Source organism: Rhizobium sp. J15, assembly GCF_002531825.1.
Classification (GTDB): Bacteria; Pseudomonadota; Alphaproteobacteria; order Rhizobiales; family Rhizobiaceae; genus Rhizobium.
Map to the genome: position 1 here is coordinate 142,133 of NZ_NWSX01000008.1, position 25,957 is coordinate 168,089.

Consider the following 25,957-nt stretch of genomic DNA (forward strand, 5'->3'; position numbering starts at 1 on the left):
AGGACACCGATGACGATACTCGACCGCCGCCTGCATGCTTATCGGCCGGATCTCGCGGAAGCGGGGCTCGAAGGCAAGGTCGAGGCGTCGCGCTTCGTCGAAGGCGTCCCTGCGCGGGTCGCCGTTCCCCTCGTCGCCTTGCGCCCTGCACCGGATCTTGCGCGCGGCATCGATACCGAGTTGCTGCTGGGCGAAGAGGCAACCGTTTTCGATCGCGCCGGCGGCTGGTGCTGGGTGAAAGCCGCGTCCGATGGTTACGTCGGCTATCTCCCCGTAGAAACGCTCTTAGAAGGCAAGCCGGCGCCGACTCATATCGTCACCGTACAACGCAGTTTCGTCTATCCGGAACCGGAATTGCGCAAGCCTCACCAGGCCATCCTTTCGATGGGAAGTCGCGTTCATGTCGCAGGCGAGGCGGAAGCGCGGGGCAATCACTATGTCGTGCTGGAGGATGGAACGGCGCTCTTTTCGAGGCACGTCCAGCCGATCGGCGCGCTCGACGGGACTGACTATGTCGACATCGTCACCCGTTTTCTCGAAACACCCTATCTCTGGGGCGGACGGTCCGGCCTCGGCATCGATTGCTCCGGCCTCGTCCAGCTTGCGATGCTGATGACGGGCAGACATGCGCCGCGCGATACCGACATGCAGGCGGCGGGTCTCGGCGAGCCGATCGACCGCTCCGAAGTCCGCCGCGGCGATCTTGTGTTCTGGAAAGGGCACGTCGCCGTCTTCGAGGATCCGGAAACGATCGTCCACGCCAATGGCTACAGCATGACGGTGGCGCGCGAGAATTTCGAGGCCGCCGTCAGGCGCATCGGCTCGCTCTACGAGCAGCCGACCGGCTATCGCCGCCCGATCGCCTGATCAGCGGTTGGCCTCGCGCGGATCGAGGAGATCGCGCAGCCCGTCGCCGAGCATGTTGAAGCCGAAGACGGCAAGCGCGATGGCAAGGCCGGGCAGGATGGCCAGCCAAGGGGCCGGCCCCAGATAGGTCTGCGCATCGGCAAGCATGCGGCCCCAGCTCGGCGCCGGCGGCGCTATGCCGAGCCCGAGAAAACTCAGACCCGCTTCGGTCAGGATCGCGAGCCCCAGCTGGATCGCGCCATGCGCGATGATCGCGCTCAAGATGTTCGGCAGCACGTGCCGCAACGAAATCGAAAGCCGCGTATTGCCGATGGCGCGCGCCGCCGTGACATAGTCGCGGCTCCAGGCCTGCAGCGAGGCCGCAAGCGTCACCCGGGCAAAGACCGGAATCATGAAAACCGCGATCGCGGTGATCGCGGTGAACCGCCCCGGCCCGAGAAAGGCGCCGAGCATCATGGCGGAGAGGATCGGCGGCAATGCGAAGATGACGTCGCAGATCCGCATCAGCAGTGCTTCGAACGGACCGCGGAGCGCGGCTGCCGAAATGCCGGCGATCGAACCGAGCGTCCCGCCGATGGCAACCGCGGTGATGGCGATGGACAGAGAGTTCCAGCACCCCGCCATCAGCATCGACAGCACGTCGCGGCCGAACTGATCCGTCCCGAGCAGGCCGAAGGCAAGCGGCGGCTGGAGCTTGTGCACGATCTGCATTTTCGCCGGCGGCAACGGCGTCCAGACGAGCGACAGGAGTGCGACGGCGATCAGCATACCGATGATGACGGCCCCTGAAATCAAATTCATTCGCCGGCTAAGTTTAAAAGCCCGGCGGCGAGAGGTCGGAGCGGAGGAGATGACGGGCGCCATGCTCAGACCGTCTTTCTCATCCGGGGGTCGATCGCCAGATAGGAGAGATCGACGATGAAATTCATCACGATGACCAGAGCCGCGAAGAACAGCACGACATCCTGCATCACGATGATATCGCGCTGGGCAAGGGCCTGAAGCGCCAACCGCCCGAGGCCGGGCAGATTGAAGACATTTTCCACCAGCACGGCACCGGCGATGAGGAAGGTGAATTGCAGCCCGATCACCGTGAGGATCGGGATCAGCGCATTCGGCACGACATGCCGCCACAGCACCGCGCTGCGTGAAAGCCCCTTGGCCACCGCGGTGCGGGCAAAATCCTCATGCATCGTCTCCAGGACCGCGGAACGCGCCACGCGCGTCAGCACGCCGGCCTGCGGCATTGCCAGTGCGATGGCGGGCATAACAAGCGCCTGCAACGCCGGCAGAAGGCCGGCTCTCCAGCCCGGGAAACCGCCTGCCGGCATCAGCCCGAGCGTCGTGGAAAACAGGATGATCAGCAGCAGGCCGACCCAGAAGCCGGGCACGGCGATGCTGACCTGCGAAAAGACTGTTGCGATGACGGCGAGGATGCCGCCGCGCCGGGCGGCGGCCAGCGCGCCGAGCGGCAGGGCGATCGCCACGGAAAGCACGATCGCCATCAGCGCCAGCGGCAGCGTCACCGCCAGCCGCTCGACGATCAGCGCCGCGACCGGGACGCCATAAGTATAGGACTGCCCGAGATCGCCGGAAAATACCCCGGTCAGCCATTGTCCGTAACGGAGGATGAGCGGTTGGTCGAGCCCGAGATCGTGCCGCAGCGCCGCCAGCGTCTCCGGGCTTGCCGAGGTGCCGAGCATAATCGAGGCGGGATCGCCGGGCAGGAGATCCATGACGGTGAAGATCAGCAGCGAGACGATGAGAAGGGTGAGGAGAAGACCGGCGAAGCGGCGGGCGAGCAGTGCTATCATGTGCGCCACGCTGCCGGAGTGGTGGGACGGCCACCCCATCCACCGTCATTCCTGTGCTTGTCACAGGAATTCAGCCACGGCGCGTCTGCGCCGTGAGTGACTTTCAAACGAGAAAGGAAGTCTCCCGCGCCCAAGGACTTGGGCGCACTGGATTTCTGTGACAAGCACAGGAATGAGGGGCGGGAAGCGCGGTGACCACCATCGAACGATTCGCTATGCGGCTTCTCCTCGCTCATCCCCATACCGCTCAATCTGCCTCACTCTTCCCACGAAACCCCGGACAGCACATTGGACGGAATCGGCTCGTTCTCCCACAGCCCCTTCAGCTTCCTGTCCCAGACGCCGAGCTTCGGCATGACGAAGAGGTAGAGCGCCGGCACGTCCTCGGCGAGGATCTTCTGCGCTTGCCCGTAGATCGCATTCTGCGCAGCCGGATCGGTGGTCTCCTGAACCTTCTTCATCAGCGCGTTGAAGTCAGGGTTCTTGTAGTTGAAATAATAGGGGTCGCGCGCGTAGATATCGATGTCGAGCGGTTCGGCATGGGCGACGATCGTCATGTCGAAGTTGCGGTCCTTCATGATGTCCTGGACCCATTTCGCCGGAAACTCCGTCGGCTCGATATTCATCGTCACGCCGATCTCGGCCAGCATCGCCTGCATCACCTCGGCACTGCGCGGCGCATAAGCCATCTGCGGTGTCTTGATCGTAAAGGTGAAGCCGTTGGGATAGCCGGCTTCGGCCAGCATCGCCTTGGCCTTCTCGACGTTGTAGGGAAGCACGCCGGTCATATCCTGATAGCCCGGATCGTTCGGCGTGTAGTGGCTGCCGATCGGCGTGCCGAGGCCGGACCAGGCGCCGTCGATCACCGTCTTGCGGTCGATCGCCATCATCAGCGCCTGGCGCACGCGCTTGTCGTCGAAAGGCTTCTTGGCGTTGTTCATGCCGGCAACGACCTTGAGTTCGGTATTGCCGATCCTGGTGACGAGCCTTGTATCGCCGTCGAAGGAACTCATCAGCTCGGGTGCCGCAAACTCCGGAAACGCATCGAGATCGCCGGCTTTCAGCGCCGCGGCCTGCGCCTGCGGATCGGCGATGAAGCGGAAGGTCACCCTGTCGAGCTTGGCGGCCGCGTCCTTGTTCCAGTAATCGGCATTTCTTTCGAGCTCGACCTTGTCGCCCTTCGCCCAGCCCGCGAATTTGAACGGGCCGGTGCCGATCGGCGTCACCTTGTCCTCGGCCGCCGTCTTCGGCCCGACCATCACCGAGGCCGGCCAGCCGAGCCAGTAGAGCAGGCTGCCGGTCGGCGCCGAGAGGTGCAGCACCAGAGTTTCGGCGTCGGGCGTGTCGATGGAGGCGATCGAGGCGAAGAAGCGTTTCTGCGGATTGACCGAATCTGGTCCGCGGGCGCGGTCGAGTGAAAATTTGGCGCTAGCGGCATCGAAGGCTTCGCCGTCATGGAATCTGACGCCGCTCTGCAGCTTGAACGTATAGGTCAGCCCGTCCGGTGAAATCTCCCAGCTTTTCGCCAACTGCGGCTGAACCTTGCCGGCCTGGTCGATCCTCACGAGGCCCTCGAACACGTTTTGCCAGGTCACCTGGCCGATCGCGACCGGTGCGGCGATCGTCGGATCGAGGCCGGTCGGCTCGACGCTCATGCCGAGATTGAGAGTGGTCTTCGCCGCCTCGGCCGGCGCCATCGCCGCCATCATGAGTCCCGCCGAAAGCACGGCTCTGAGGGAAAACTGCCGGGCGAAGCGCGCCGAAGTGAAGGAAAGCTTGATCATCATATCCCTGTCCGGCCGTGCACGGGGCGAAGGCCTTCATCAATAGGCTGCGGCTTACCAGATGCACACATTATGATGATTTTTAGCGCTCTGTGTAGCCAAAACAGCTACACAGCAAATCCGACGACAATGCAAGGGCAGGCGCTAGCCTTTGGTCTTCGACCGGTCACCCGTACGGTTGCCCATGAAATTTTCGATGAAATCCACCAGCGTCGCCGCCGCGAAAGACAGCTGCCGGTCCGGCGCGACGCAGAGATCGACATGGGTGCGGATGCCGGTCTTGCCGGCAAGCGGGATGGCACGCAGCTGGCCGGCTTCGATTTCGCGGCGAACGGCAAGCGCCGGCAGCAACGTGACCGCAGCACCGCTGAGCACGAGCTCCTTCAGCATCTCGATCGAGCTCGTGACGAAGACGGGATCGAGCTCCAGCCCCTCCTTCTCGATCAGCGCATCGAAAGCCTGGCGGAAGCCGAAGGAGTGCTCCGGCAGAGCCAATGGATAGTCGGCGAGCTTCCTCAGGGTGATATCGGCCTCAGCGGCAGCCGGATGCTGCGGCGTGACGATCAGATCGTAGGCGATCTCGGAACGCAGCCGGACCTTGGTGCCTGACATGACGGGCGCAAACAGCGTCACGGCGATATCCGCCTCGGCGCTGCTGACGGCGTCGACCGCTTGCCGCGCGCTGGTGATCGTCACCTTGAAGCGCAGCTTTGGATATTGCAGGCTGAATTCGGCAAGCGCCGGCGCCAGCAGATTGGTGACGGTGGCGCCATTGGCATAGATGCTGACATGGCCGTGCTGCAGCCCCTTAAGATCTTCGATCAGCTGCTGGACGTGATCGAGTTCACGCAGCGTCCGCCCGGCGCGGGCGGCAAGCAGCTCACCGGCGGCCGTCAGCTTGACGCCGCGCGAGCTGCGCTCGACGAGCGGCGCGCCGAAATGAGATTCGAGGTTTTCGATCTGACGGCTGATCGCCGTCGGCGCGACGTTGAGGTTCTCGGCGGCCTGGCGCATGGAATTGGTTCTGACCAGCTCGTCGAAATACATCAGCGCCCGGATCTGCATTCACGTCTCTCCGCCATTCGGCATTCTAGAGCGCGTCGCAACCTTTCAGGTTCGCTCGTCGCGCTTCAGCTTAGAGCGTGTCGCGCAAAAGTGTGCGCGGTTTTGCGATAACGACACGCGTAAAAACAAAGACCTAAAGCACGGGGAGCGAATCTGAAAGATCGCGACGTGCTTTAGTCTGTACGGCTGCGACCTTATTCAATCAGCTTCGGTTCGGGTAGCGGTCGCGCCACGCCTTTTGCGCGCCCTCGGCGGGAAGGGCGGTTGCCTCGTAGACGCCGCGCGCCACTGCCCGCGCCATGACGACAGCGGCAAGATGACAAAGCGCCATCAGACTTGCCATATCGTCTCTTTGATGCCTGGCCGTCGACGCGGCGAAGACGGTGTCGCCGTCAAGCGGCAGGTGCGCCGGCAGCAGCGCCCGGGCAAGGCCGTCATGGCCGGCGAGCGAAAGCCGGTGCGCTTCGGCCTTGGTGAGTTGCGCGTCGGTCACCACCGCGCCGATCGTCGTCGCCGGTCCGCTCATCCCTTTGAGCCGCATCCGATGGTCGACTGCCGCAGGCATGCCGAGGCCGCCGAATTCGCCGTCCTTTTCGAAGGGCGCCGCCCAAAAATGCGGCCCGTCGCCGATCGTTGCCGAACCGAGCGCATTGACGGCGACGATTGCCGCCACACGATGCCCGGCACTGCTGACGGCGCTCGCCGAGCCGAGCCCGCCCTTGAAGGTTGCCGTCGTTGCTCCCGTGCCGGCGCCGGCGGTCCCGAGCGCGAATGCGCCCTTGGTGGCGGCCTTCAATGCCGCATAACCCATGTCGCGATAGGGGGAGTGAAGGCCCCAATCCTTGTTGCCACCGTTCAGCAGGTCCATCAGGATCGCCTGCGGCACGATCGGAATCCTGACCGGCCCGACTGCAAAACCGCGACCGGCTTCGCGCAGGCCGGACTGCACGCCGCCTGCGGCATCCAGTCCGAAGGCGGAGCCGCCCGAGAGCACGAAGGCATCGACGGCGCTGACGGTCATGGATGGGTCGAGCAGACTGGTGTCGCGCCCGCCGGGCGCGCCCCCGAGCACCGTGCCGGATGCGACGGCCGGTTCGTCGAAGACGATAACAGTGACGCCGGAGCCGAGCGCGAGGTCGCTCGCATGGCCGACGGAAACGCCTTCGATGTCGGTGAGCAGATTGAGAAGATCGGGCAAGGGCTGATCCTGGTGGCGCTGATCCGGCCGATAGGACTGCAATTGACCTCAAAAAACAAGACCGGCCCTGTGGCAGGACCGGTCACATCGGAAAAGCCGCGAAAGTCGGCAGCGGCCGCATGCCGTCAGGCATGAAGCGGCTTCGGATGACGGCGGGTCATCAGATCGTGAATCGCCAGCCGCACCTCGTCGGGCGAGCCGAACCGCTGCTCGTCGAGGTCGTGCACGTGGAATTTCACGGCGATGAACTTCAGCCGGTCTTCATCCGGAATGACGATCCCGACGGGGACGCCTGCATATTCGATAACTTGCTTCTTCATAGATAGAACTCCTGCCGCGCGAAATGCACAGCCATGGCGAATTGACTTGTCTGGTACCGTTGAAAGGAAGGACGAACGTCACATTCGACAGTTCGGGCGGGAGAGGGCGCCCGGACGGTCATTGCCAAGCACGGACCGCCCAAGGACAGTGGCGAGAATATCGATGTCTATCATGTCTCGTTCCTTGTGTTGGCGTTGCGCTTGCTAAGCCCCGGCATGACCAGGGCCCGGTGAAGGCTGTGTTCAATATCTACTAACTTAGTAGAGATTACCCGATAGCCTGTCAGAAACATATTCCGAAACGTGTCAAAATATCGACGATCCGAAAAATTTAATTCCGCCCCAGCCGAACTTACGGAAAGAAACATATCAGCTCTTCGTAAAATTCGCATGACAGAATCGCAATCGATCGATCGTCGCAGCAGAAATAGGAAGCCCGTCTGATTCAGGCAATGGGCCGCATCATTAAAAATCGAAATGCCGCGAAATGACCGATTTGGTTAACGCCGAAAACCCTGTGTCACCAGCCTTCTTCGAGCACCTTTTCCAGCATGTCGGCGAAGAAATCCGCGTTTTCGATGCTGAGGCAAAGCGGCGGTTTGATCTTCAGCACATTTTGGTGATCGCCCGTCGGCTGCATGATCACGCCGAGTTCGAGAAGCCGGTCGCAGATCGCCGTGGTCTCCTCCGTCGCCGGCTCCAGCGTCGTTCTGTCGCGCACGAATTCGAGGCCGAGATAAAGTCCCATGCCATGGACGGCGCCGGCGATCGGGTGGCGGTCGATCAGCGCGGCAAGCCGCGCCTTCAGATGATCGCCGACCGTCCGGGCGTTTTCCTGCAGCTTTTCCTCGGCCATGATGTCGAGCACCGTCATGCCGGCGATGCAGCCGACCGGGCTGCCGCCGGTCGAGGAAAAGAAAGAGCCCTCTTTCTCCAGCGACTGGGCAATCTCTCGCGTGGTGATGACGGCGCCGAGCGGATGGCCGTTGCCGATGCCCTTGGCGATGGTGATGATGTCGGGCACCACTCCCTGCTGCTCGAAGCCCCAGAAATAATGGCCGAGCCTGGCATAACCGACCTGCACTTCGTCGGCGATGCACAGGCCGCCGCGGGCGCGCACCTGCGCGTAGACGTCCCTGAGATAACCGTCCGGCAGCGGAATGCCGCCGGCATTGCCGTAGACCGATTCGCAGATGAAGCCCGCCAGGCCCTCGCCGCCGGCGTCGATCGCCTCCAGCACCGGCGTTACCGCATGCAGATAGCTCGCCGCCGTATCGGGACCACGGAACGCGCCGCGATAGGTGTTCGGCGAAACGACGGCATGCACCCAGTCAGGCCGGGTGGTCAGAGCTTGCGGATTGTCGGCGATCGAGGTGGAGACGGCGTCGCTCGCCGCCGACCAGCCGTGATAGGCTTCGAGCAGGCAGAGCATGTTCCGGGCGCCGCTATGGGCCTGCGCCAGCCGGATCGCCAGATCGTTCGCCTCCGAGCCGCTGTTGACGAGGAAGACCGTGTCGAGCCCGTCCGGCGCAAGGGCGGCGAGACGTTCGGAAAATTCCGTGATCGCCGCATAGTGAAAGCGTGAATTGGTGTTCAGCCGCAGCCACTGGGAATTGATCGCCGCCGCGAGCCTGGGGTGACCATGGCCGAGGATGGTGACGTTGTTGACCATGTCGAGATAGGCGCGGCCCTCGACATCGAACAGATATTCCCTCCAGCCGCGCTCTATCTGCGGCGGCGCTGCGTAATAGTTCTTCTGCGCACCGGCGAGATGCGCCTGCCGCCTGGCCAGCAGCTTATTGGCTTCCGGCTGCGGCGCATTGGCGCCCTGGCCGAGAAGCAGCGAAGGCGAAGGGCAAAGCACCGACCAGGCCTCAGCTTCGCGCGGTGCTGCAAAGAGCGGCGGTTCGAGCCCCGCGATGCTGCAGAGCTGAACACGCAGCCCGCCAAGCGACGAAGCCTCTCCGAAAACCGCGCCGAGCGGATCGCCCGCGGCGACCTCTGCGCCATCCTCGATCGCGGCGTCGAGCCCGTCGAGATGCAGCGTCATATTTTGGCTGGTCAGGGCCAGGTGCTGTTCCTTCCAGCCGATACGGCCGGCAAACGGTGCGGCAACGGCGCTTCCGGCGGCAAGGCATATATCGACATGCAGGGCGCAGGTCGCCTGCGCCTTCGTGCTTCCCAAGCCGGCGCGGGACAGCCGGTATTCGCCGTAACGGGTCGTGGCTGCGCCGTTCTCGGTCGCGGCGCGGGCAAGCAGCCGCCAGTCCATATCGGCGTTCAGCCAGTTGCCGGCCGAAAAATGCGGGCTCTGCACGCCGAGATCGACATAGGCGATGCCGTCGAGATCGATATCGGGCAGCAAGGGCTGCCATTCCGATGTTTGCGGAGCGGCGACCTCGGCGCCCGCCGCCTTCAGGATCGCCGCTTCCATCAGTTCGAAGGGAACCGACATCGCCGTATCGAAGATCGCCCGTTCATGGTCGAGATTGCCGCGGACATAATCATTGTCGGGATCGACCGAAATCTGCTGCTCGCTGCTTGCGACGAGAATGACCGCGCGCGCGACGATCAGCGGCCAGAGCGCCTTCAGCTCGTCCTCGCTCAGCGGATAGATCGCCTGATAGGCGGTGACGGCGGGCAGGATATGAAAAGGGTCGCCATCGGCCTGATGCAGCAGCGACGCGCAGGTGACGGCGAGATCGCCGACCAGCCAGCCGCGGATGATGTCGCCGAAATCGATCACCCCGTCGGGGATCATGTGGCCGCGGGCGTCGTGATGGCCGACGACATTGTCGCCGGTGACGTCGTGATGCACGGCCTGCAGCCGAAGCGACGGCGCCAGGGGCTGGATCCGGCGAACGGCCATCACCATGGTCTTGGCGATCCGGTCGCGCGCGGCACTGTCGGTGATAGCCGAAAGCAGCTGCACGGCAACCGGCCCGGCGCGCCGGAGATCCCATTGCAGGCTGCGGTCGAGGCCGGGATGGCTGAAATCGGCAAGCGCCTGGGCCAGCCGCGCGCAGAGCGCGCCGAGTGCCGCGACGGAAGCCGGGGCCACATAAGTCAGTCCCGTCAGGCCCTGGCCTTCCAGATATTCCAGCAGCCGGACCTGATAATCCCGCTCGCGCAGCGTGATGGCAACGATCTCCTGCCCGTCACTGGCAGGGATCACAGCAGGAACGCGCGGCGCGTTTTCCTTGCTCCTGAGGTGATGGATCGCGGCATTCTGCGCCTCGAGTTCGCGGGCCTCGTAGGCGGCATGGCAGATTTTCAGGACGTAGCGGCCGCTCTCCGTATCGATGCGGTAGTTCCGATCCTGCTGGCTGCCGAGTTCGGCAGCCACGCCGGAGAGGCCGTAATGGGTAAGGAGGATCTCTTCCGCGTCCGCGACGCTGACGTCGGGACGCGGCAGCGCCATGCGATCAACAAGCACCTCGTCGGTCATGGCACCCCTCCCGCAGCATGATTCGATGACCTATTGGACGAGATAATCAAATACTTGCTGCTGGGAGGCAACGGCAGATCGCCATCCGCGAACAAAAGAGATGCAGGTCTTTGCCTTCACTCAACCCATGCGTTCGGAGGCATAGCTTCCGGGGCTGGCCGGGAAGACGACGGTGCGGTTGCCGTTGATGAAGGTACGGTGATGGATATGAGCGTGGATGGCGCGGGCCAGCACCTGGCTTTCGACATCGCGGCCGATCGAGACATAGTCGTCGGGCGACTGCGCATGGGTGATGCGCGCCGTGTCCTGCTCGATGATCGGGCCTTCGTCGAGGTCGGCGGTGACGTAATGCGCCGTCGCCCCGATCAGCTTGACGCCGCGCTGATAGGCCTGCTTGTAAGGGTTGGCGCCCTTGAAGGACGGCAGGAAGGAGTGGTGGATGTTGATGATCTTGCCCGACATCTGCTTGCAGAGCTGATCCGAGAGAACCTGCATGTAGCGGGCGAGCACGATGAGCTCGGTGCCGGTCTGGTTGACGAGATCGACGAGCTGGGCTTCCGCCTGCGGCTTGTTCTCCTTGGTCACCTTGATGTAGTGGAAGGGGATGTCGTGATTGACCACGACCTTCTGGTAGTCGAAATGGTTGGAGACGACGCCGACGATGTCGATCGGCAGGGCGCCGATCTTCCAGCGGTAGAGCAGGTCGTTGAGACAATGGCCGAAGCGCGACACCATCAGCAGCACCTTCATGCGCTTCTCGCTGTCGTGGAATTCGTAGTCCATATCGAAGGGCGCGGCGACGGCTGCAAAATCGGCGCTGATCGCCGAGCCGGACAGGCCCTCTTCCGAAATGAAGCTGACGCGCATGAAGAACTTGCCGGTATCGAGATCGTCGAACTGCGAGCTGTCGATGATGTTACAGCCCTTCTCGGCCAGATAGCTCGAAATTGCCGCCACGATGCCGCGCGTCGATTTGCAGGATACCGTCAATACATAGTTTGTCATGTCTCTCCCTCTTCCCTCTTGAAGGCCGCCGCCGTGCTTAGATCAAAGCCCCGGCCGCGAATAGGTCGGCGCACTTTCATTCATGCGACAAATTGCAAGAGAAACCATCACGTTTCTGCAAGTTCTCTCATTGCCAGGCCCGCAGCTTAGAAGAACTTGCGCGAAAAACTGTGCCGCTAGCGCCGCCGGCATGCGTATTCTCGCCTTCGATGCGAAAGTCAGGCCGGCGGACGGCTCGCCACGGCCACTTTCCGGCGGGGCGTGGTGATTTCGTGGATGACGGCGCCGCCGATCGACGACAGCACCAGGGAGAGGATGACGAAGAGCACCGGCTGCTGCAGGATGCCGATCGGCAGGCGGTCGGCGACGACCCTGAGAAAAGCCAGGGTGAAGGCGTGGGTGATATAGATGCTGTAGGAGCAGTCGCCGAGATAATTCAGCCACCCCAGAACCGGCAGCCGGGAAAAGTCGATGGAAACCGCGCCGTAGATGATGAAGATCGCCGGGATTCCCCAGGCGTAGAACCGGCTCTCCGGCGGCATCAGCGCTTCGTTGACGAAGAGGAACGCAAAGCCGGTGGCGAATGCGGCCCATGCCCAGCGGTTCGGCAGGAGGATCTTCTGCCCGTAAAGCCGGCCGAGCACGACGCCGGCGAGAAACTCCAGCATGATCGGCTCGCCGTAGAACCGAGTGGCCGTCGTTTCCGGCAGCAGCCGGCAGGCAATCAGGATCACCGCAAAGACGGCAAACATCGCCGGAATCCGGCGTGCTTCCGAAAGCGGCAGCAAGAGCGCAAACACGAAATAGAAGAACATCTCGTAATTCAGCGTCCAGCCCGGCACGACGACCGGTGTGATCGTGCCGGGATCGGCGGCATTGGCCCATGGCAGGAAGAACAGCGAAGCGACGAGATGCGGAAGGTCGAACACCGTCGACTTCAGGAGTGACGGCGCCACCAGCGCCACAACAGCTGAAAACAACGTCGCCAGCCAATAGAGCGGCACGATCCGTCTGATGCGGCGGCGGGCGAAATCGACGGGGCTCATGGCGCGCCCGCTCGTCGTCAGCCACATCACGAAACCGCTGAGGACGAAGAAGATGTCGACGCCGGTTTCACCATAAAGAAAGGCCGTAGCGTCGACGGCGGGATTGACTTTGGCAAGCTGCAATATCGCATGGAAATAGACGACCATCAGCGCTGCAATGGCGCGCAGATACTGAAGCTGGACAAGCATCGAGCGTCTTGCTCCCAGAGCATGATGCCGAAAAGTGTGGGCGGTTTTCGGACGGCATCATGCTCTATTTTTTGATTTAGAACAGGATTCAGATTTTAGGCCGATCTGGCCTAAAATCATCCTGTTCTAGGGCTCGCGGCCGCCGGTCCCTACCGTGCCGCTGCGGTCAACTCTCTACATCTGCCGCACGACCCTGCCGGATGCGCGGGCTGTCGTGGAAACGCATATATCCGACGACGAACCAGAGGAGGCCGGCGATCTTCATCGAGAAAACAGCTGTCCCCCCGATCATCATATTCAGAAAAATGAAAAGAGAAAGTGAATGGGCGCAGCGCCGCTGCGCCGCCGTGCGGCCGGCGGGAAAGAGGCAGACGAACAGCCACAAAGCGATGACGCCGAAGATCGTCGCCGCGTAAATCAGGTAGACATAGCCGCTGTCGGCGAATTCGGCGACCCGGTCGACAGAAAGCCCGAGCACGGCGAGCGGATCGAGCTCCATGATCTTCTTCATCGTCAGGTTGATGCGGCCGGTGAAATTGTCGCCCGTCGCATTGGGTTTCATGGTGTAGACGAGGAAACCCGCGGCGACGATCAGCGGCATCAGCGCCAGATTGAAATTCCTCGGGATCTTCGGAAAGACGAAATAGCCGACAATGCAGGCAAAGCAGAAGATCAGCATCGTGCGCGTATCGTTCGTCACCAGGATCAGCACGGCGGTGGCGACGAAGAGCAGCCGGTCCCAGCGGCCCAGCCTCTCCCAGGTGGAAATCAGGTAGATCGCGATCACGCCGCAGAAATTGGCGAGCGACACCTGTTCGAGGAAGATCGACGACGAGCGGTGGTCGATGATGCCGAAGGAGAAGCGCTCGGGAAAACCGAGCGCATTCTGGAACAGGCCTGTCGTGTTGTAGCTCAGCGGCAGCAATCCGCGCGTATTGGCGAAATAATCGGACGGATGCACGATGCTGACATAGAAGGGCACGCTGACGATCTCGAAGATCAGGAAGATCAGCACGACGAGGCTTGCCCAGCGAAAGGCAAGCTTCATCGTTTTCTCGTTGCTCCAGCCCCCGAGGCCGGAAAAGCAGAAGATGATCAGCACGTTGCGGAAATGATCGACGAAGGGCACGCGGTTGAGCACGCTGACATAGATGGTCACCATGAGCGTGAACAGCAGGAAGAGAAAGGCCGGCAGATCCGTCTCATAGATCCCCTTGTGAAGGATATAGATGATGGCGCTTGCCAGAATCAGCCCTTCGCTGGCGGCGACATGCGTCATCGACAGCGGCATGATGTTGTGGTTGATGAAGGCGAGAATGCCGTTGTAGAGCATGGAGAGCAGGCCGAGCCAGAGCACCACGTGATCGACGCGCGACGCCGCGCCGGCGGCATCGAGCCGGTTGCCGGCAACAGTGAAGGCCGCAGCCTTGTGGTCGCTGACGGCCATGCTCAGTTCCCCGTTGCCTTGACGGCGGCACACGCGCCGGCGCCGGCTTTGGCCTTCGCCGCGTCAGCGAGAAGCCGCATTTGCGGCCGTTCGGCCTCGCCCTTGCGCGGCTGGACGTTGAAAGGTTCGTTTGCCGGCCACCATTCGCCCGCCGCCCAATATGACCAGCCGAGCCAGACGTCGCTATTGCCTGACATCGTGGCATAGATTTCCTTCAGCCCGCTCATGCAGTCCTTGTCGGTAGAGGCGCCGAATTCTCCGAGAAAGCCGCGCTTGTGGTTCCGCTTCAGCCAGGCGGTGACCCCGGCGATTGCCTCGACCGCGCCATCCCTACCTTCGCAGGTCGGGTGCGTTCCGGAGGAATCGACGTCGAGATACTGGTGGACCTCGTAAGCATAGAAGTCGAGCGGATCGCGCACGCCGAGCATGACCGTGCCGTTGGCGCCGCCGATCACATCCTTTTCCCAGCTGTGAGCCCCGCTCCATGCCGTGCCCGGCACGAGAATGAGGTTTCGCGCGCCCACTGCACGGATGCTCCGGATCGCTGCATTGGCGGCGTTCAGCCAATCCGTCGCCTTGATGTCGTGCGGCTCGTTCATCAGGCCGAAGAGGATGCCTTCCTGGCCGGCGAATTCGACGGCGAGCCTCGCCCAGAAATCCGCAAATGCCGCATTCGTCGCCGGCGCCGTGCCGACCTGCGTCTTGTCGTAATAGCCGAAATTATGCGGGTCGAGCAGAACGGCCATGCCGTGCTTGCGGACCAGTCCAACGGTATCCTTCAGCCGCTTGAGTTCGTCGTCGTCGAGCCGCCCGCCAAGCGCGGGCTGCAGCCGCTCCCAGCGGAAGGGCAGGCGGATGATCGTCATGCCCTGCCTGGCGAAATAGGCGATCGTCTCTTCGGTGGGATAAGTGTAGTTCGTGCCGTAAATGCCGCCGCGTTCGCCATATTCGCCGCCGGAAAGATTGACGCCCCGATAACAGGGGCTGCCGGCCGCAAGCGCCGGGGCGGGGCCGAGAGCGGCGGCAAGCAGCAGCGCCATCAGATGTCGTATCGTCCTCATGGCCGTCCCTCGCAGCAGCGGCAAATGCAACATCAGCGTCGCGGCCGATATTTTAACGGTCCGTTAGCTAAGAATTTCTAAAGTCGCAGCCACCTCGGCTTCAGTCTTTCACGCTGGGCGGGACACGAGTGCGCGTATGAACCAGTATGACAGGAACAGGGTAAGCCGGCTTCCAGGCTGGCGCAGTTATGAGTCGTCTCAGACTGCGCCGGAAGGCGTGCGCATGCGCAGCCCTGTCGTGCGCCCGGATGATTTCGCCCGTCCCGCGCCTGAGCCCGCCATGCCCCCGGTCGTGCCGCCGGCAACCATTGCGGAAAGCCGCCAATACGAGCGCCCCGCGCCTCAGCCGGCCAGACAGCCCTTGCCGGATGCGCCGTCGAACGCAGCACCCGTGCCTGCCGGCCCGCTCATCGATCTCCGCTCCAGCATCGCCGCGATCTGGAGCCGGCGGCTGGTCGTGCTGGCCCTGGCGCTTCTCGGAGCCGTCGGCGGCGCAGTTGTGGCGCCGCGCATCGCGCAGAAATACACTGCCGTCAGCAGCCTCTATTTCGACCCGCGCCAGATCGGCCTTGCCGATGCCGGCGCGCAATCGTCGGGACCCTCGCCGGAAATGATCTCGGCGCTGATCGACAGCCAGGTGCAGATCCTGACTTCGGGCAACGTCCTGCGCCGTGTCGTCGACGCGATGAAGCTCGATCAGGATCCTGAATTTACCGGCGGTAGGTCGGATGGCGCCGCCGTGATCGGCACGCTGCAGAAGGCGCTTGTCATCACCCGCGAGGCCAGCACCTATGTCGTCTCGCTTGCCGCGACGACGAACGACCCGGAGAAATCCGCAAGGCTCGCCAACCAGGTCGTCACCTCCTTCACCGAGGAGGAGAACAGCGCCTCGAACGGCCTCTACGAAAATACCTCCTCGACGCTCGATGGCCGCCTCAACGACTTGCGCCAGAAAGTGCTGGAAGCCGAGCAGGCTGTCGAAACCTTCCGCGCCGACAACGATATGGCCGCGACCGAGGGCAACCTGATTTCCGATCAACGGCTCGCCTCTTTGAACACGCTGCTGGTGACGGCCCAGGAAAAGACCATCCAGGCCAAAGCCCGTGCCGATGCCGTCGCCGATCTCCGCGTCGAGGACATCGTCGCCGGCAACCAGGCGGAGGGCGGCGTGACATCCCCGCTCGTCAGCCTGCGTCAGCAATATGCCACCCAGGCCGCCGCCGTCGGCAGCCTCGAAAGCCAGATGGGCACGCGCCATCCGCGCCTGCAGGCGGCCCGGTCCTCGCTCCAGAGCATATCCGGCGAAATCAAGGGTGAATTGCAGCGCCTCGCCACGTCGGCAAGGGGCGAATACGAGCAGGCCAAGGCCGCCGAAGACAGCGTCGCCAAAGAGCTCGCCGTTCAGAAGGCGCTGCAGGCGACGACGTCGGACAAGCAGGTGGAATTGAACGAATTGCAGCGCAAGGCGACCGCGGCGCGCGATATCTACGAGACGGTGCTGAAGCGCTCCAGCCAGACGAGCGAGGAGCAGAGTCTCAGCCAGAGCAATATCCGCGTCATCTCGCCGGCCGAACCGCCTGTTAAGGCCGATGGTCCCGGCAAGACGATCCTGCTCGTCGCAGGCATCATCGGCGGCTCGCTGGCCGGCTTCTTCCTCGGCGCGGGCTTTGCCATCCTCGCCGGCCTCTTCGCCCATCCCGTCATCAGAAGTTATTTCAGGAGATCGCCGGCCGCCGCAGCTTGATCGCAGTCGCCGATCTTCCTACATCCGCAAAAGCGGCTTATCGCCGGCAGGAGAGCGTCCCATGCGGCTGTTGATGATGTTCCTGATATCGCTCGGCGTCGCGTCTGGCCTCGCCCCGGCCTCCGCCTTTGCCGTCGACTGGACGAGATCCGTCACGTCAGACGTTCAACCCCTTTATCCCTACAAGGGCCTTCCCGGCGTCAAGGCGCAGCCGGACAAGAAGGAAGAGGAATCCTACAATTGCCGCACTGAAACCGTCCAGATCCGCCGCCGCTACGACGAGATCTTCCGCTCCGGCGGCATGCCGACCTTGATGTACGTCTGCGAACGCGACGGCTTCATCTCCATGGGCGGCAAGGTTCCACTGCGCGGCCATTATCAGCCGGTGCGGTAGCCGCTTCAGCTGGTCGGCAAAGCCCCTGGATGCGAGCGCCGGAAACGTTCGGCCGGAAGCTCCATCTTGAGATAGTCGAAGCCCGCATTTGCTTGCGATCGATCAACGACCGAATATTTGACTATGCCCGTTTCTTCGGTGCGCCGCAGCGGCAGGCTTTCGGCGGCTGCAAAGCCCAGCCGCCTGTAAAGGCCGATCGCCTTCTCATTATGGGAGAAGACCTGTAGCTCGGCGGTTTCGATCTCAAGTCCGGAAAACATCCATTCCAGCAAAGTCATGCCGCAATGGAACATCAGGTTGCGGGTATCGCTCGCCCGGCCGCGGATGACGTTGTCGAATTCAGCCGCACCGTGCCGGATATTGCAAACGCCGAAATTGCCGAACCGGTTTCCGGCGGGATCGCAAATGACGAACAGGATCCGGTCGGCGGCGGGCAGGGAAATGCTTTCGAGCCAGCTGCGTGTGCGCTCCTCAGTGGCGGTAAACTGCGTGAGGAAGAACGCCATCGACTGGTTTCGCCACGTCGTCAGGTCCTCGATCAGGCCGGGCTCATCGAGCATCGACCTGTCGATGCATTGCAGGTCGCCCACATGCTGGCCGCTATCGTTTCTGATAGGCAAGCGGAGCCGTTTACTCGGATCCCTATTTTCCTTCAGGCCGACGATATCGGTCCGCGTCATGGGCGATCCACACCTGTTCTTCCGGTTACGCCTTCCGGCAGACGCAATAGCCGCCTGGCGAAGAAGACAGAACGAGCTTGCCGTTGAGAACCGGATCGACTTCGAAGCGGTCGGTTTCGTTGAGATAGTCCGTAACCGCCTGCAGCGGCTCGTTGCCGCGCAGCCAGACCTTGGAACGCTTGGTGAATGCCTGCTCCTCGGTGAGGTGGCCGATGAGGGTGTCGGCGACGACGAGGTAACAGCCTTCAGTCACGAGCGGGCCGTAAGCACGGCATTCCGCCAGAACATGCTCGTAGGAATGGTCGCTGTCGAGCACCACCATCACGCGCGCGCCTGGCGGGATCTCGGCCTTGACGGCGGCGAGCACCTCGTCGTCGACGGAACCGCCCTGAATCATCTTGATCCGGTTCGACATAGGATGAGATTCGATCGATTCGCGATTGTGGGCGCGGATGTCGATGTCGACGCCGATGACCTTGGCCTTGTCGTTGCCGATGGCGGCGAGAATCGATGCCATGAAGATCAACGAGCCACCGCGCGCGACGCCGGTTTCGATGATGACATCCGGCTTCGTCGCCCAGATGACTTCCTGGGTCGCGAGGATATCGGCCGGCAGCTGGATAATCGGGACGCCCATCCATGACCAGAGATAGAAATAATCGAACTTGTCGAGCCCGATCAGCGTGTTGAGCGATTGCTGGAAGCTCGCTTCGTCCCTGCCGAGCGCCAGTGACATTTCCTGCTTGCGGGCTTCGAATTCGAGACGATCGTCCGTCGTGGTCATGACTATTCTTTGTCCTTCACTCTATAGCTGTCTTAGGCCGGCTGCTGCAACGCCGTGCTGTTGTGGTAGGTTCGCCCGGCCGCCAGATCGATCAGTGTTGCCGCCACCCGGTCGATATCGGCTTCGCTCATGTCGTGATAGCTCGGCAGGTTGATCGCGCGCCCGGGAATGTTCCAGGCGTTCACGTTCTCAGGCCGGTCCTCGAACATGGAGAGGCTGGAAAGGGGATAGAAGAAGACGCGCGCGTCGATATTGGCGGCCTCGAAGGCCTGCTGCATCATCTCGCGGGTAATGCCCGTCGAGGGATGAAAGACTGCGGTCGGCATCCACGCGCCGTTGATCGTGCCGCTGTATTCCGGGTTCATCGAGATGCCGGGCAGGCTGGAAAGCCGGACCATGTAGGCGGCGAGGATTTCCCGCTTGCGGGCGATGAGCTCTTCGATGCGCTCAAGCTGCGCGCAGCCGATGGCCGCCTGGATGTTGGACATCTTGTACTTGAAGCCGATCTCGTCGGGCCAGAACTGCTTGGTCTGGCCGCGCGCGCGGCCGTGATTGCTGAGCGTCAGCACGCGCTCGTAGAGCGCGGCGTCGCTGGTAACGAATATGCCGCCTTCGCCTGTCGTCAGCGTCTTGGTCCCGTGGAAGGAGAAGGTGCCGAAGGCGCCCATCGAACCCGCCCGGCGCCCGTGATAGACGGAGCCGATCGCCTCTGCTGCATCCTCGATGACCGGAATGCCGGTGCGTTTGCCGATCTCGAGCAGAGCATCCATGTCGCAGAGATTGCCGTATATGTGGGTCGCGATGATTGCCTTGGTTTTCGGGGTGATGTGCCGCTCGACCTCGCGCGGATCGATGCACCAGGAATCCGGCAGCACGTCGACGAAGACCGGCTTGGCGCCGAGATGAAAGATCGGCGAGACGGTGGCGACCCAGTTGGTGTCGGCAAGGATCACTTCGTCGCCTTTGCTGACGCCGAGTGCGGCCAGACCCATGTGCATGGCGCCGGTGCAGCTCGATGTCGCAATGGCGAAGTCGCTGCCGAGATAGGTTTTGAAGTCGCGTTCGAAGCGGTTGATGTAGTCGTAACAGCGCGCGCCCCAGCCGGTTTCTGCCGCGTCCGTGGCATAATCGGTTTCAAGCTGGGTGATGGAGGGCTTTGTGTAGAAGATCCTGTTTGTCATGCCGCTATTTCTGTTGAATTGAAGTCAAGACGCAGGCGCCTGCCACGACACTAGTTTTTGAAACTGGTGCCAGGCTCACATGAGAACGTGCCGAGCAATGTCGTGCTCGTGGAACACGAGATTGGGCAGGTAACCGAGAGCCACGAAATATTCCCGGTCCCTTTCGACGCTGACGAAGACGGCTGTGCTTTCCAGTGGGCTATCGGTGAGTTCCGTCGTTACCTTCACCTTTTCGCTGAGGCCGAGTTCCCGCATCAGATTTTCGAGTGCGATGATTTCCGTGAAGCCGGCAAGAAGCAGCGTATCGATTCCGATTGCCGAATTCACCTCGCTGACGAGCGTCTGGATGGCGACCATCAGGGGCAGCCCTTCGCGGAAGGGGCGGATCTCCGGGTGGTCAAGCATCCCGCCCCACATGACACGCGTATAGAGTTCATACGCCTTGATGAAATTCTTGCGCGCCGCCCAGAAGCGGAAGGCGACTGCCATGCGGTTGAGCGTGAAGATCTTGCACATCTCCTCATACTTGAGGCGTGTCTCGGGCGTTAGATTCAGTGCGCCGCGTCTGGCCCCGGTGTAGAGAAAATATTCAAGCCCTCCGCGATACCGGTCCCAGCTCGTCATAACATCGTTGGTGCCTTCCTGAGGGCGGTCGCGAACGATCGCCGAATTGGCGATGGAGCGATAGAATGGCCGTTGCAGGAAGGCGACCGCACCTTGATCGAGGAAATGCGCAAGGAACGGGAACGGATAGAAGCAAATATCTCGCGGAATCCAGGCCGATCGCAGCGCCGACGCGCGGTAGATAGCGATTTCCGGAAAGATGTGGCGTTCGAATATATAGTGGAAGACTTCAGTGAAGCTGCCATGCGCAAACTTCCGGCTCTCTTCGACATTGTAGAACTTTGTGATATCGGTTTTGGCGACTTCGTCATAGAGGAACCACGGCGCATGGGCGCAGCTTACGTCTTGGTTCTCATCGAGATATTTGACGGTTTCAGCCACCGCATCCGGAATCAGTATGTCGTCGTCCGCGAGATAGATGAGGTATTCGCCCCTGCCGAGGCGCAGGGCGCTCGTGACGTTGGCGTTGGCGCCCGCATTGATCTCACGCTTGTAATAGCGGATCGGCAATCCGTGGCCGATGAACTCCTCGACAACCTGCTGGGTGTCGTCGGTGGAGGCATTATCGCAGATGACGATCTCGAAGGGAAAGTCGAACCTGTAATCGTTCCGGCAATAGGTCAGCGCGTTTCTGAGGTAGGCTTCGCGATTGTACGTCGGGATGCAAATGCTCAGTTTAATGCCGCTCAAAGTTTCTCTCCTGGCTGTAGCTTTCAAGCGCGGCGTCGCGCTCGCTGATGATGACTGGCGTAAAAGGCCAGGCGATAGAAAACGCGGAATCGTCCCAGCGGACGCCACGGGCAAGTTCCGGTGCGTAGGCTTCCGACATCTGGTAGAAGAGCTCGCAGTCGTCCTCGAGCGTCAGGAAGCCGTGTGCGCAACCGGCGGGAATGTAGAAGGCGTTGCGCCGGGCCGCATCGAGCTCCGCAGCGGCCCAGGTAAGATAGCTCGGCGAATCCGCCCTCAGATCGAGTGCCACGTCGAAGACCCGGCCGCGCACGGCCCTGACGAGTTTCGCCTCCGGCTTCGGGTCGGCCTGATAGTGCATGCCGCGCAGCGTCCCGCGCCTGTGGTTCTGGGAGACGTTGCACTGCGGATAGACCGAGGCGAGTCCGTGAGCGGCGAAGCTTTCCGCGCAGAAGGTCCGCGCAAACATCCCGCGGTCGTCGGCGCGTTCCTCGACCTCGACGACGAAGGCGCCTCCAACCGCGGTCGGCACAAATCTCATCCGAGCACCGTCAATTCAGGCACCGCGACGGCAAAGCGTCCGCCCCAGGCGACGACCTTGCTGTTGCCGGAAACCACCTCGTTCTTGATGTTCCAGGGCAGGATCAGCACGTAGTCCGGCTTGGTTTCTTCCATCTTTTCCGGCGCATAGATCGGCAGCTTGCTGCCCGGCAGATAGTGGCCCTGCTTGTGCGGATTGCGATCGACAACATAGGCGATGAGGTCGGTGCCGACACCGCAGAAGTTCAGCAGCGTGTTACCCTTGGCGGCGGCGCCGTAGGCTGCGACGCTCTTGCCGTTCCGCTTGGCTTCGTTGAGGAAGGCGAGCAGCCCTTCCTTGATCGGCGCGACATGGCTTTGGAAGGCCTCGTAGGTTTCCGTCCTGTCGAAGCCGGCCGCCTTTTCATCGGCCCGCACCTTGGCAAGGCCATCGCCGATCGCGTGGGCTGTCGAGGCCGCGCGGCAGGCAAGGATGCGCAGGCTGCCGCCATGGGTCGGCAGTTCCTCGACGTCGAACACCTTCAGGCCATGAGCGGCGAAGACCTTTTCGACGGCGAGCAGTGAAAGATAATAGAAATGCTCGTGATAGACCGTGTCGAACTGGATACTTTCCATCAGCCGCAGGAGATGTGGAAATTCGACGCTGACGACGCCGTCGGGCTTCAGCACGGCCGAAAGCCCGCCGACGAAATCGTTGATGTCGGGCACATGGGCAAGCACATTGTTGCCGATGACGATATCGGCGGCATGTCCGCGCGAAACGAGATCGGCGGCCGTCGCCTTGCCGAAGAAGCGCGCCTCCGTCGGCACGCCGATGCCGCGGGCGACCTCGGCGACGTTTTCGGCCGGCTCGATGCCGAGCACCGGCACGCCCGCCTCGACGAAATGCTTCAGCAGGTAGCCGTCATTGCTCGCCACTTCGATGACTTGTGATGTCGCGCCAAGGCCGAAGCGCTCGCGGGCCATGATGGTGAACCGGCGCGCATGCTCCACCCAGCTGTCGCTGTAGGAGGAGAAATAGGCATAGTGGCTGAAAATGTCCTCCGGCGGAACGAAGGCATCGGCCTGCACCAGCCAGCATTCCGAGCACACGAAGGCGCGCAACGGATAGGACGGCTCCGGCTGCGTGAGTTGCTCTGCCGTCAGATAGGCATTGGCGAGCGGCGTCGAGCCGAGATCGACGAAACGATGCTTCAGCGGAGCATCGCAAAACCGGCAATTGTGCGCTGTCATGATACTGCTTCCTCATATGCCGCGATCTGGCCGAGCGAGAAGGCGCGCATGTCTTCGCCCTCGCGGTTGGCCTTGTACCAGGCGGCAGTCCAGTCGATGGTCTGTTGCAGGCTGAGGCGTGGCCGCCAGCCGATGGTGTCGAGCGCGAGCGCGGAACTCAGCGTCAGCGCCGGCGCTTCGGGCAGGTGTTCGCCCGGCGCAAGCCGCCACACGTCTTCGACGTTATGCGCGCGCCCGAGAGCTTCGGCGAGTTCGGAAACGGTGGCGAAGCTTTCGGGATGCGGGCCGAAATTCAGCGCATCCGGCAGATTCCTGTCGCACGCTTCCGTCAGCGCTTCGGCGAAGCTGAGATAGCCGCCAAGCGGCTCCAGCACATGCTGCCAAGGGCGGATCGCCTCGGGATAGCGCAGCATGATCGGCTGGCCGCCTTCGAAGGCACGGATGAAATCCGGGATCAGCCGGTCCCTGGACCAGTCGCCGCCGCCGATGACGTTACCGGCGCGCACCGTGGCGAGCTTGATATCGCGTCCCTTGAAGAAACTGTCGCGATAGCTTTGGCAGACGAGTTCGGTGCAGGCCTTGGAGTTGCTGTAAGGATCCTTGCCGCCGAGCGTGTCGGTTTCGACGAAAGGTATGCCGCTGCCATTGTTGGCATAGACCTTGTCGGAGGTGATGACGAGCACCGTTTTGACGGAGGGCGCCTGCCTCACTGCGTCGAGAACATTCGCCGTTCCCATGACATTGGTCGAGAAGGTTTCGGCTGGGCTCTCATAGGAGCGCCGCACCAGCGCCTGCGCCGCCATATGAATGACGATCTCCGGCTCGAAGCTTTGAAAGACGTCAAGAAGTGCGCTGGCATCACGAATATCGATGATATGGTGGCCGCGATCGTCCCAGGGAGCGAGTTTCCGGTAGAGCGACGGTTCGGTCTCCGGCGCCAGCGAAACCGCGGCGACATCAGCGCCAAGGCGCTCCAGCCAAAGGGAGAGCCAGGATCCCTTGAAGCCGGTATGTCCGGTCAGGAAGACCCGCCGCCCTTTCCAGAAGTCCCTCAGGCCCATAGCTTCCACGGCGCCTTTCCGGAATTCCAGAGTTCCTCCAGATGGGTGCGCTCGCGAAGCGTATCCATCGGCTGCCAGAAGCCGTCATGCTTGAAGGCGGCAAGCTGGTTGTTGGTGGCGAGCCACTCCAATGGTCCGGCTTCCCAGATCGTGTCGTCGGTCGGGATGAGATCGATCACCGAAGGGTCGAGCACGAAGAAGCCGCCGTTAATACGCTGGCCGTCGCCTCTCGGTTTCTCCACGAAGGAGGTGATGAACTGACCTTCGATATTGGTGGCGCCGTAACGTCCGGGCGGGGTTACCGCGCACATCGTCGCCTTCAGGCCATGATCGCGATGGAAGGCGACCTCGGCGGCAATGTCGATGTCGCCGACACCGTCGCCATAAGTCATGCAGAAGGGTTCGCCTGGTGTCAGATACTCGCGAATGCGCCCCAGACGGCCGCCGGTCATCGAATGCATACCGGTATCGACTACGGTCACGCGCCAGTTCGGTCGTTTGCCGCCGTGATAGTTGATATTGTTGGCGCCGAGGTCGACGGTGATGTCGCTGTGATGCAGAACAAGGTTTACGAAGTATTCCTTGATCATGTAGCCCTTGTAGCCGGCGCAGATGATGAAATCATTCAGCCCGTGATGGGCATAGATGTTCATGATGTGCCAGAGGATCGGCATGCCGCCGATCTCGACCAAGGGCTTGGGCCGCACGCTGGTCTCTTCGGCAAGACGCGAGCCAAGGCCACCGGCGAGAATTACGACTTTCATCCCAAGCGAACTCCAGAGTGTCTAGCGATAGTCACGGCTTCCCGCAGGCTCTCGCCGAGATCCCGACAGGCGGGATGACTCTCTTCGGGCGAAACGGCCGTATGTTCATCCTCGTCCCGGTATCCGATTTCGTTCTTGTGCGAGGCTTGCGAGGGATGTGACGTGGAAGCGGCGCGCTTTCTTACAAGCTTATGCATTGAGCAATGGAACAGCTGAGCTTGATCGCAGCGTTCACGCACCTCGCTGCCGAGGCGGTCAAAACAAGAAAACCGTTCTGTCCGGTAACGATGCCGCTTTCGCCTTGCGCGGCACGCTAATTGCATTACTACTAATATTCTAATCCTTGTGGAGAAAGTGCCATGCAATGGGACACATCGGTGGATTTTGCACCTCTCGTTCTCTTTGTCAGGGGCCGGGGAAAGATCGTCCGGACGCTCCGGGACGCAGCCGAGGTTCTGATGATCGAATGGCCGCTTGACGACGGAGAGGAATACGTCGCGGCCGTGAAGGCTTGCGCCGATGCCATCACCGGGCAGGCCGGAATGGACGAACTCAGGGACTTGCTTCTGAGAGCCGCCAGAGAAGCCGGCATCGTGGTTTTGTCGGTGATTGCCGATGGCGGGAAGACTGCGCCACACATGGCAGCGTGAAGGCCGGGAATCACGCCATCATATGCTGCCCGGGTTCGGCTTTCAGAACCAGCATCATGAAACAAGCCATGTCGATAAAGCGCATCGTCAACGGCCTTCGTTCGAAGGCGCCAATGCTCAATTTTTGGCAGGTCTAGTTATCTGATCTCGGTAGCGATCAAGATTGGAATGGTGCCCAGAAGAGGACTCGAACCTCCACGCCTCGCGGCACAGGTACCTGAAACCTGCGCGTCTACCAATTCCGCCATCTGGGCGACGGAGAGCGATGTAAGGGGGTGGCCTGCGACTGTCAACTGGGTTTTTGAAGTTTTCCTGACAGTTGGCAAAAAACTGCAATTCACATCGGGAGAAGTGCTGCCGGACAGGCATAG

Annotated in this window: 23 protein-coding genes and 1 tRNA gene; 4 read left to right on the plus strand and 20 right to left on the minus strand. The window is 61.9% G+C overall.

All coding sequences use genetic code 11. The features are described from left to right. Positions 1-9 precede the first annotated feature (9 nt). On the plus strand, positions 10-867 hold the full coding sequence (locus tag CO670_RS09800; RefSeq protein WP_097590057.1) for an NlpC/P60 family protein: 858 nt from the start codon (positions 10-12) through the stop codon (positions 865-867). Here CO670_RS09800 and CO670_RS09805 read toward each other — a convergent pair whose 3' ends face one another. The 11 genes from CO670_RS09805 to CO670_RS09855 form a co-directional block, all read right to left on the minus strand. Beyond that, a complete protein-coding gene (locus CO670_RS09805) occupies positions 868-1,731 on the minus strand; it encodes an ABC transporter permease (protein ID WP_097590058.1) in 864 nt (287 codons plus the stop codon). Between the two features lie 2 nt (positions 1,732-1,733). Then, positions 1,734-2,681 carry an ABC transporter permease gene (locus CO670_RS09810; protein ID WP_097590059.1) on the minus strand — a complete coding sequence of 316 codons (948 nt, stop codon included), beginning with the start codon at positions 2,679-2,681 and terminating at the stop codon, positions 1,734-1,736. 257 nt (positions 2,682-2,938) lie between these two features. Beyond that, positions 2,939-4,465, minus strand: coding sequence for an ABC transporter substrate-binding protein (locus CO670_RS09815; protein WP_176538911.1), 1,527 nt, complete (start codon positions 4,463-4,465; stop codon positions 2,939-2,941). A 144-nt stretch (positions 4,466-4,609) separates the two neighbouring features. Beyond that, a complete protein-coding gene (locus tag CO670_RS09820) occupies positions 4,610-5,530 on the minus strand; it encodes a LysR family transcriptional regulator (RefSeq protein ID WP_097590061.1) in 921 nt (306 codons plus the stop codon). 202 nt (positions 5,531-5,732) lie between these two features. Then, positions 5,733-6,728, minus strand: a complete 996-nt coding sequence (locus CO670_RS09825) for a P1 family peptidase (RefSeq protein ID WP_097590154.1) — start codon at positions 6,726-6,728, stop codon at positions 5,733-5,735. A 125-nt stretch (positions 6,729-6,853) separates the two neighbouring features. Further along, a complete protein-coding gene (locus tag CO670_RS09830; RefSeq protein ID WP_003544544.1) occupies positions 6,854-7,048 on the minus strand; it encodes a hypothetical protein in 195 nt (64 codons plus the stop codon). Between the two features lie 520 nt (positions 7,049-7,568). Then, a complete protein-coding gene (locus CO670_RS09835) occupies positions 7,569-10,496 on the minus strand; it encodes an aminotransferase (RefSeq protein WP_097590062.1) in 2,928 nt (975 codons plus the stop codon). A gap of 120 nt (positions 10,497-10,616) precedes the next feature. Further along, the gene (gene purU, locus CO670_RS09840) at positions 10,617-11,501 is read right to left on the minus strand and encodes a formyltetrahydrofolate deformylase (RefSeq protein WP_097590063.1); all 885 of its coding nucleotides are present in this window, start codon (positions 11,499-11,501) and stop codon (positions 10,617-10,619) included. 218 nt (positions 11,502-11,719) lie between these two features. Further along, positions 11,720-12,736, minus strand: a complete 1,017-nt coding sequence (locus CO670_RS09845) for an acyltransferase (protein WP_097590064.1) — start codon at positions 12,734-12,736, stop codon at positions 11,720-11,722. A 166-nt stretch (positions 12,737-12,902) separates the two neighbouring features. Beyond that, on the minus strand, positions 12,903-14,183 hold the full coding sequence (locus CO670_RS09850; RefSeq protein WP_097590065.1) for a hypothetical protein: 1,281 nt from the start codon (positions 14,181-14,183) through the stop codon (positions 12,903-12,905). Between the two features lie 2 nt (positions 14,184-14,185). After that, positions 14,186-15,244 carry a glycoside hydrolase family 5 protein gene (locus CO670_RS09855; RefSeq protein ID WP_097590066.1) on the minus strand — a complete coding sequence of 353 codons (1,059 nt, stop codon included), beginning with the start codon at positions 15,242-15,244 and terminating at the stop codon, positions 14,186-14,188. A 136-nt stretch (positions 15,245-15,380) separates the two neighbouring features. Here CO670_RS09855 and CO670_RS09860 point away from each other — a divergent pair, with 136 nt between their 5' ends. Continuing rightward, the gene (locus tag CO670_RS09860; RefSeq protein WP_097590067.1) at positions 15,381-16,988 is read left to right on the plus strand and encodes a GumC family protein; all 1,608 of its coding nucleotides are present in this window, start codon (positions 15,381-15,383) and stop codon (positions 16,986-16,988) included. Between the two features lie 61 nt (positions 16,989-17,049). Continuing rightward, positions 17,050-17,382, plus strand: a complete 333-nt coding sequence (locus CO670_RS09865) for a hypothetical protein (RefSeq protein ID WP_097590068.1) — start codon at positions 17,050-17,052, stop codon at positions 17,380-17,382. A gap of 5 nt (positions 17,383-17,387) precedes the next feature. On the opposite strand, the gene CO670_RS09870 is transcribed toward CO670_RS09865, so the two are convergent. From CO670_RS09870 to rfbF, 8 genes are all read right to left on the minus strand, one after another. Continuing rightward, positions 17,388-18,062 (minus strand): GNAT family protein, encoded by a 675-nt coding sequence (locus CO670_RS09870; protein ID WP_097590069.1) that lies wholly within the window; start codon positions 18,060-18,062, stop codon positions 17,388-17,390. A gap of 25 nt (positions 18,063-18,087) precedes the next feature. Next, positions 18,088-18,846, minus strand: coding sequence for a CmcI family methyltransferase (locus CO670_RS09875; RefSeq protein WP_097590070.1), 759 nt, complete (start codon positions 18,844-18,846; stop codon positions 18,088-18,090). Between the two features lie 32 nt (positions 18,847-18,878). Beyond that, the gene (locus tag CO670_RS09880; RefSeq protein WP_097590071.1) at positions 18,879-20,027 is read right to left on the minus strand and encodes a DegT/DnrJ/EryC1/StrS family aminotransferase; all 1,149 of its coding nucleotides are present in this window, start codon (positions 20,025-20,027) and stop codon (positions 18,879-18,881) included. Positions 20,028-20,102: 75 nt separating this feature from the next. Continuing rightward, complete coding sequence (locus CO670_RS09885; RefSeq protein WP_097590072.1) at positions 20,103-21,341, minus strand: glycosyltransferase family A protein; 1,239 nt, start codon at positions 21,339-21,341, stop codon at positions 20,103-20,105. Next, positions 21,328-21,879, minus strand: coding sequence for a dTDP-4-dehydrorhamnose 3,5-epimerase (gene rfbC / locus CO670_RS09890; RefSeq protein ID WP_097590073.1), 552 nt, complete (start codon positions 21,877-21,879; stop codon positions 21,328-21,330). The genes CO670_RS09885 and rfbC overlap by 14 nt, the downstream gene beginning before the upstream one ends. Next, positions 21,876-23,111 (minus strand): class I SAM-dependent methyltransferase, encoded by a 1,236-nt coding sequence (locus CO670_RS09895; RefSeq protein WP_097590074.1) that lies wholly within the window; start codon positions 23,109-23,111, stop codon positions 21,876-21,878. Before CO670_RS09895 ends, rfbC begins: the two co-directional genes overlap by 4 nt. Continuing rightward, a complete protein-coding gene (gene rfbG, locus CO670_RS09900) occupies positions 23,108-24,172 on the minus strand; it encodes a CDP-glucose 4,6-dehydratase (RefSeq protein ID WP_097590075.1) in 1,065 nt (354 codons plus the stop codon). Before rfbG ends, CO670_RS09895 begins: the two co-directional genes overlap by 4 nt. Beyond that, positions 24,163-24,936: a glucose-1-phosphate cytidylyltransferase gene (gene rfbF, locus CO670_RS09905; protein ID WP_097590076.1), complete on the minus strand. Its 774-nt coding sequence runs from the start codon at positions 24,934-24,936 to the stop codon at positions 24,163-24,165. The genes rfbG and rfbF overlap by 10 nt, the downstream gene beginning before the upstream one ends. A 359-nt stretch (positions 24,937-25,295) precedes the next feature. Between rfbF and CO670_RS09910 the strand changes: the two genes are divergently transcribed. Further along, on the plus strand, positions 25,296-25,586 hold the full coding sequence (locus CO670_RS09910; RefSeq protein WP_097590077.1) for a DUF982 domain-containing protein: 291 nt from the start codon (positions 25,296-25,298) through the stop codon (positions 25,584-25,586). A 169-nt stretch (positions 25,587-25,755) separates the two neighbouring features. Here CO670_RS09910 and CO670_RS09915 read toward each other — a convergent pair. After that, positions 25,756-25,840 (minus strand) — tRNA-Leu (locus CO670_RS09915). Positions 25,841-25,957: the final 117 nt, after the last annotated feature.

Bases quoted from the DNA above. Each gene is read 5' to 3' on its own strand.
- CO670_RS09800 (WP_097590057.1), top strand. From the start codon at position 10: ATGACGATACTCGACCGCCGCCTGCATGCTTATCGGCCGGATCTCGCG.
- CO670_RS09805 (WP_097590058.1), bottom strand. From the start codon at position 1,731: ATGGCGCCCGTCATCTCCTCCGCTCCGACCTCTCGCCGCCGGGCTTTT.
- CO670_RS09810 (WP_097590059.1), bottom strand. From the start codon at position 2,681: ATGATAGCACTGCTCGCCCGCCGCTTCGCCGGTCTTCTCCTCACCCTT.
- CO670_RS09815 (WP_176538911.1), bottom strand. From the start codon at position 4,465: ATGATCAAGCTTTCCTTCACTTCGGCGCGCTTCGCCCGGCAGTTTTCC.
- CO670_RS09820 (WP_097590061.1), bottom strand. From the start codon at position 5,530: ATGCAGATCCGGGCGCTGATGTATTTCGACGAGCTGGTCAGAACCAAT.
- CO670_RS09830 (WP_003544544.1), bottom strand. From the start codon at position 7,048: ATGAAGAAGCAAGTTATCGAATATGCAGGCGTCCCCGTCGGGATCGTC.
- CO670_RS09835 (WP_097590062.1), bottom strand. From the start codon at position 10,496: ATGACCGACGAGGTGCTTGTTGATCGCATGGCGCTGCCGCGTCCCGAC.
- purU (WP_097590063.1), bottom strand. From the start codon at position 11,501: ATGACAAACTATGTATTGACGGTATCCTGCAAATCGACGCGCGGCATC.
- CO670_RS09845 (WP_097590064.1), bottom strand. From the start codon at position 12,736: ATGCTTGTCCAGCTTCAGTATCTGCGCGCCATTGCAGCGCTGATGGTC.
- CO670_RS09850 (WP_097590065.1), bottom strand. From the start codon at position 14,183: ATGGCCGTCAGCGACCACAAGGCTGCGGCCTTCACTGTTGCCGGCAAC.
- CO670_RS09855 (WP_097590066.1), bottom strand. From the start codon at position 15,244: ATGAGGACGATACGACATCTGATGGCGCTGCTGCTTGCCGCCGCTCTC.
- CO670_RS09860 (WP_097590067.1), top strand. From the start codon at position 15,381: ATGAACCAGTATGACAGGAACAGGGTAAGCCGGCTTCCAGGCTGGCGC.
- CO670_RS09865 (WP_097590068.1), top strand. From the start codon at position 17,050: ATGCGGCTGTTGATGATGTTCCTGATATCGCTCGGCGTCGCGTCTGGC.
- CO670_RS09870 (WP_097590069.1), bottom strand. From the start codon at position 18,062: ATGACGCGGACCGATATCGTCGGCCTGAAGGAAAATAGGGATCCGAGT.
- CO670_RS09875 (WP_097590070.1), bottom strand. From the start codon at position 18,846: ATGACCACGACGGACGATCGTCTCGAATTCGAAGCCCGCAAGCAGGAA.
- CO670_RS09880 (WP_097590071.1), bottom strand. From the start codon at position 20,027: ATGACAAACAGGATCTTCTACACAAAGCCCTCCATCACCCAGCTTGAA.
- rfbC (WP_097590073.1), bottom strand. From the start codon at position 21,879: ATGAGATTTGTGCCGACCGCGGTTGGAGGCGCCTTCGTCGTCGAGGTC.
- CO670_RS09895 (WP_097590074.1), bottom strand. From the start codon at position 23,111: ATGACAGCGCACAATTGCCGGTTTTGCGATGCTCCGCTGAAGCATCGT.
- rfbG (WP_097590075.1), bottom strand. From the start codon at position 24,172: ATGGGCCTGAGGGACTTCTGGAAAGGGCGGCGGGTCTTCCTGACCGGA.
- rfbF (WP_097590076.1), bottom strand. From the start codon at position 24,936: ATGAAAGTCGTAATTCTCGCCGGTGGCCTTGGCTCGCGTCTTGCCGAA.
- CO670_RS09910 (WP_097590077.1), top strand. From the start codon at position 25,296: ATGCAATGGGACACATCGGTGGATTTTGCACCTCTCGTTCTCTTTGTC.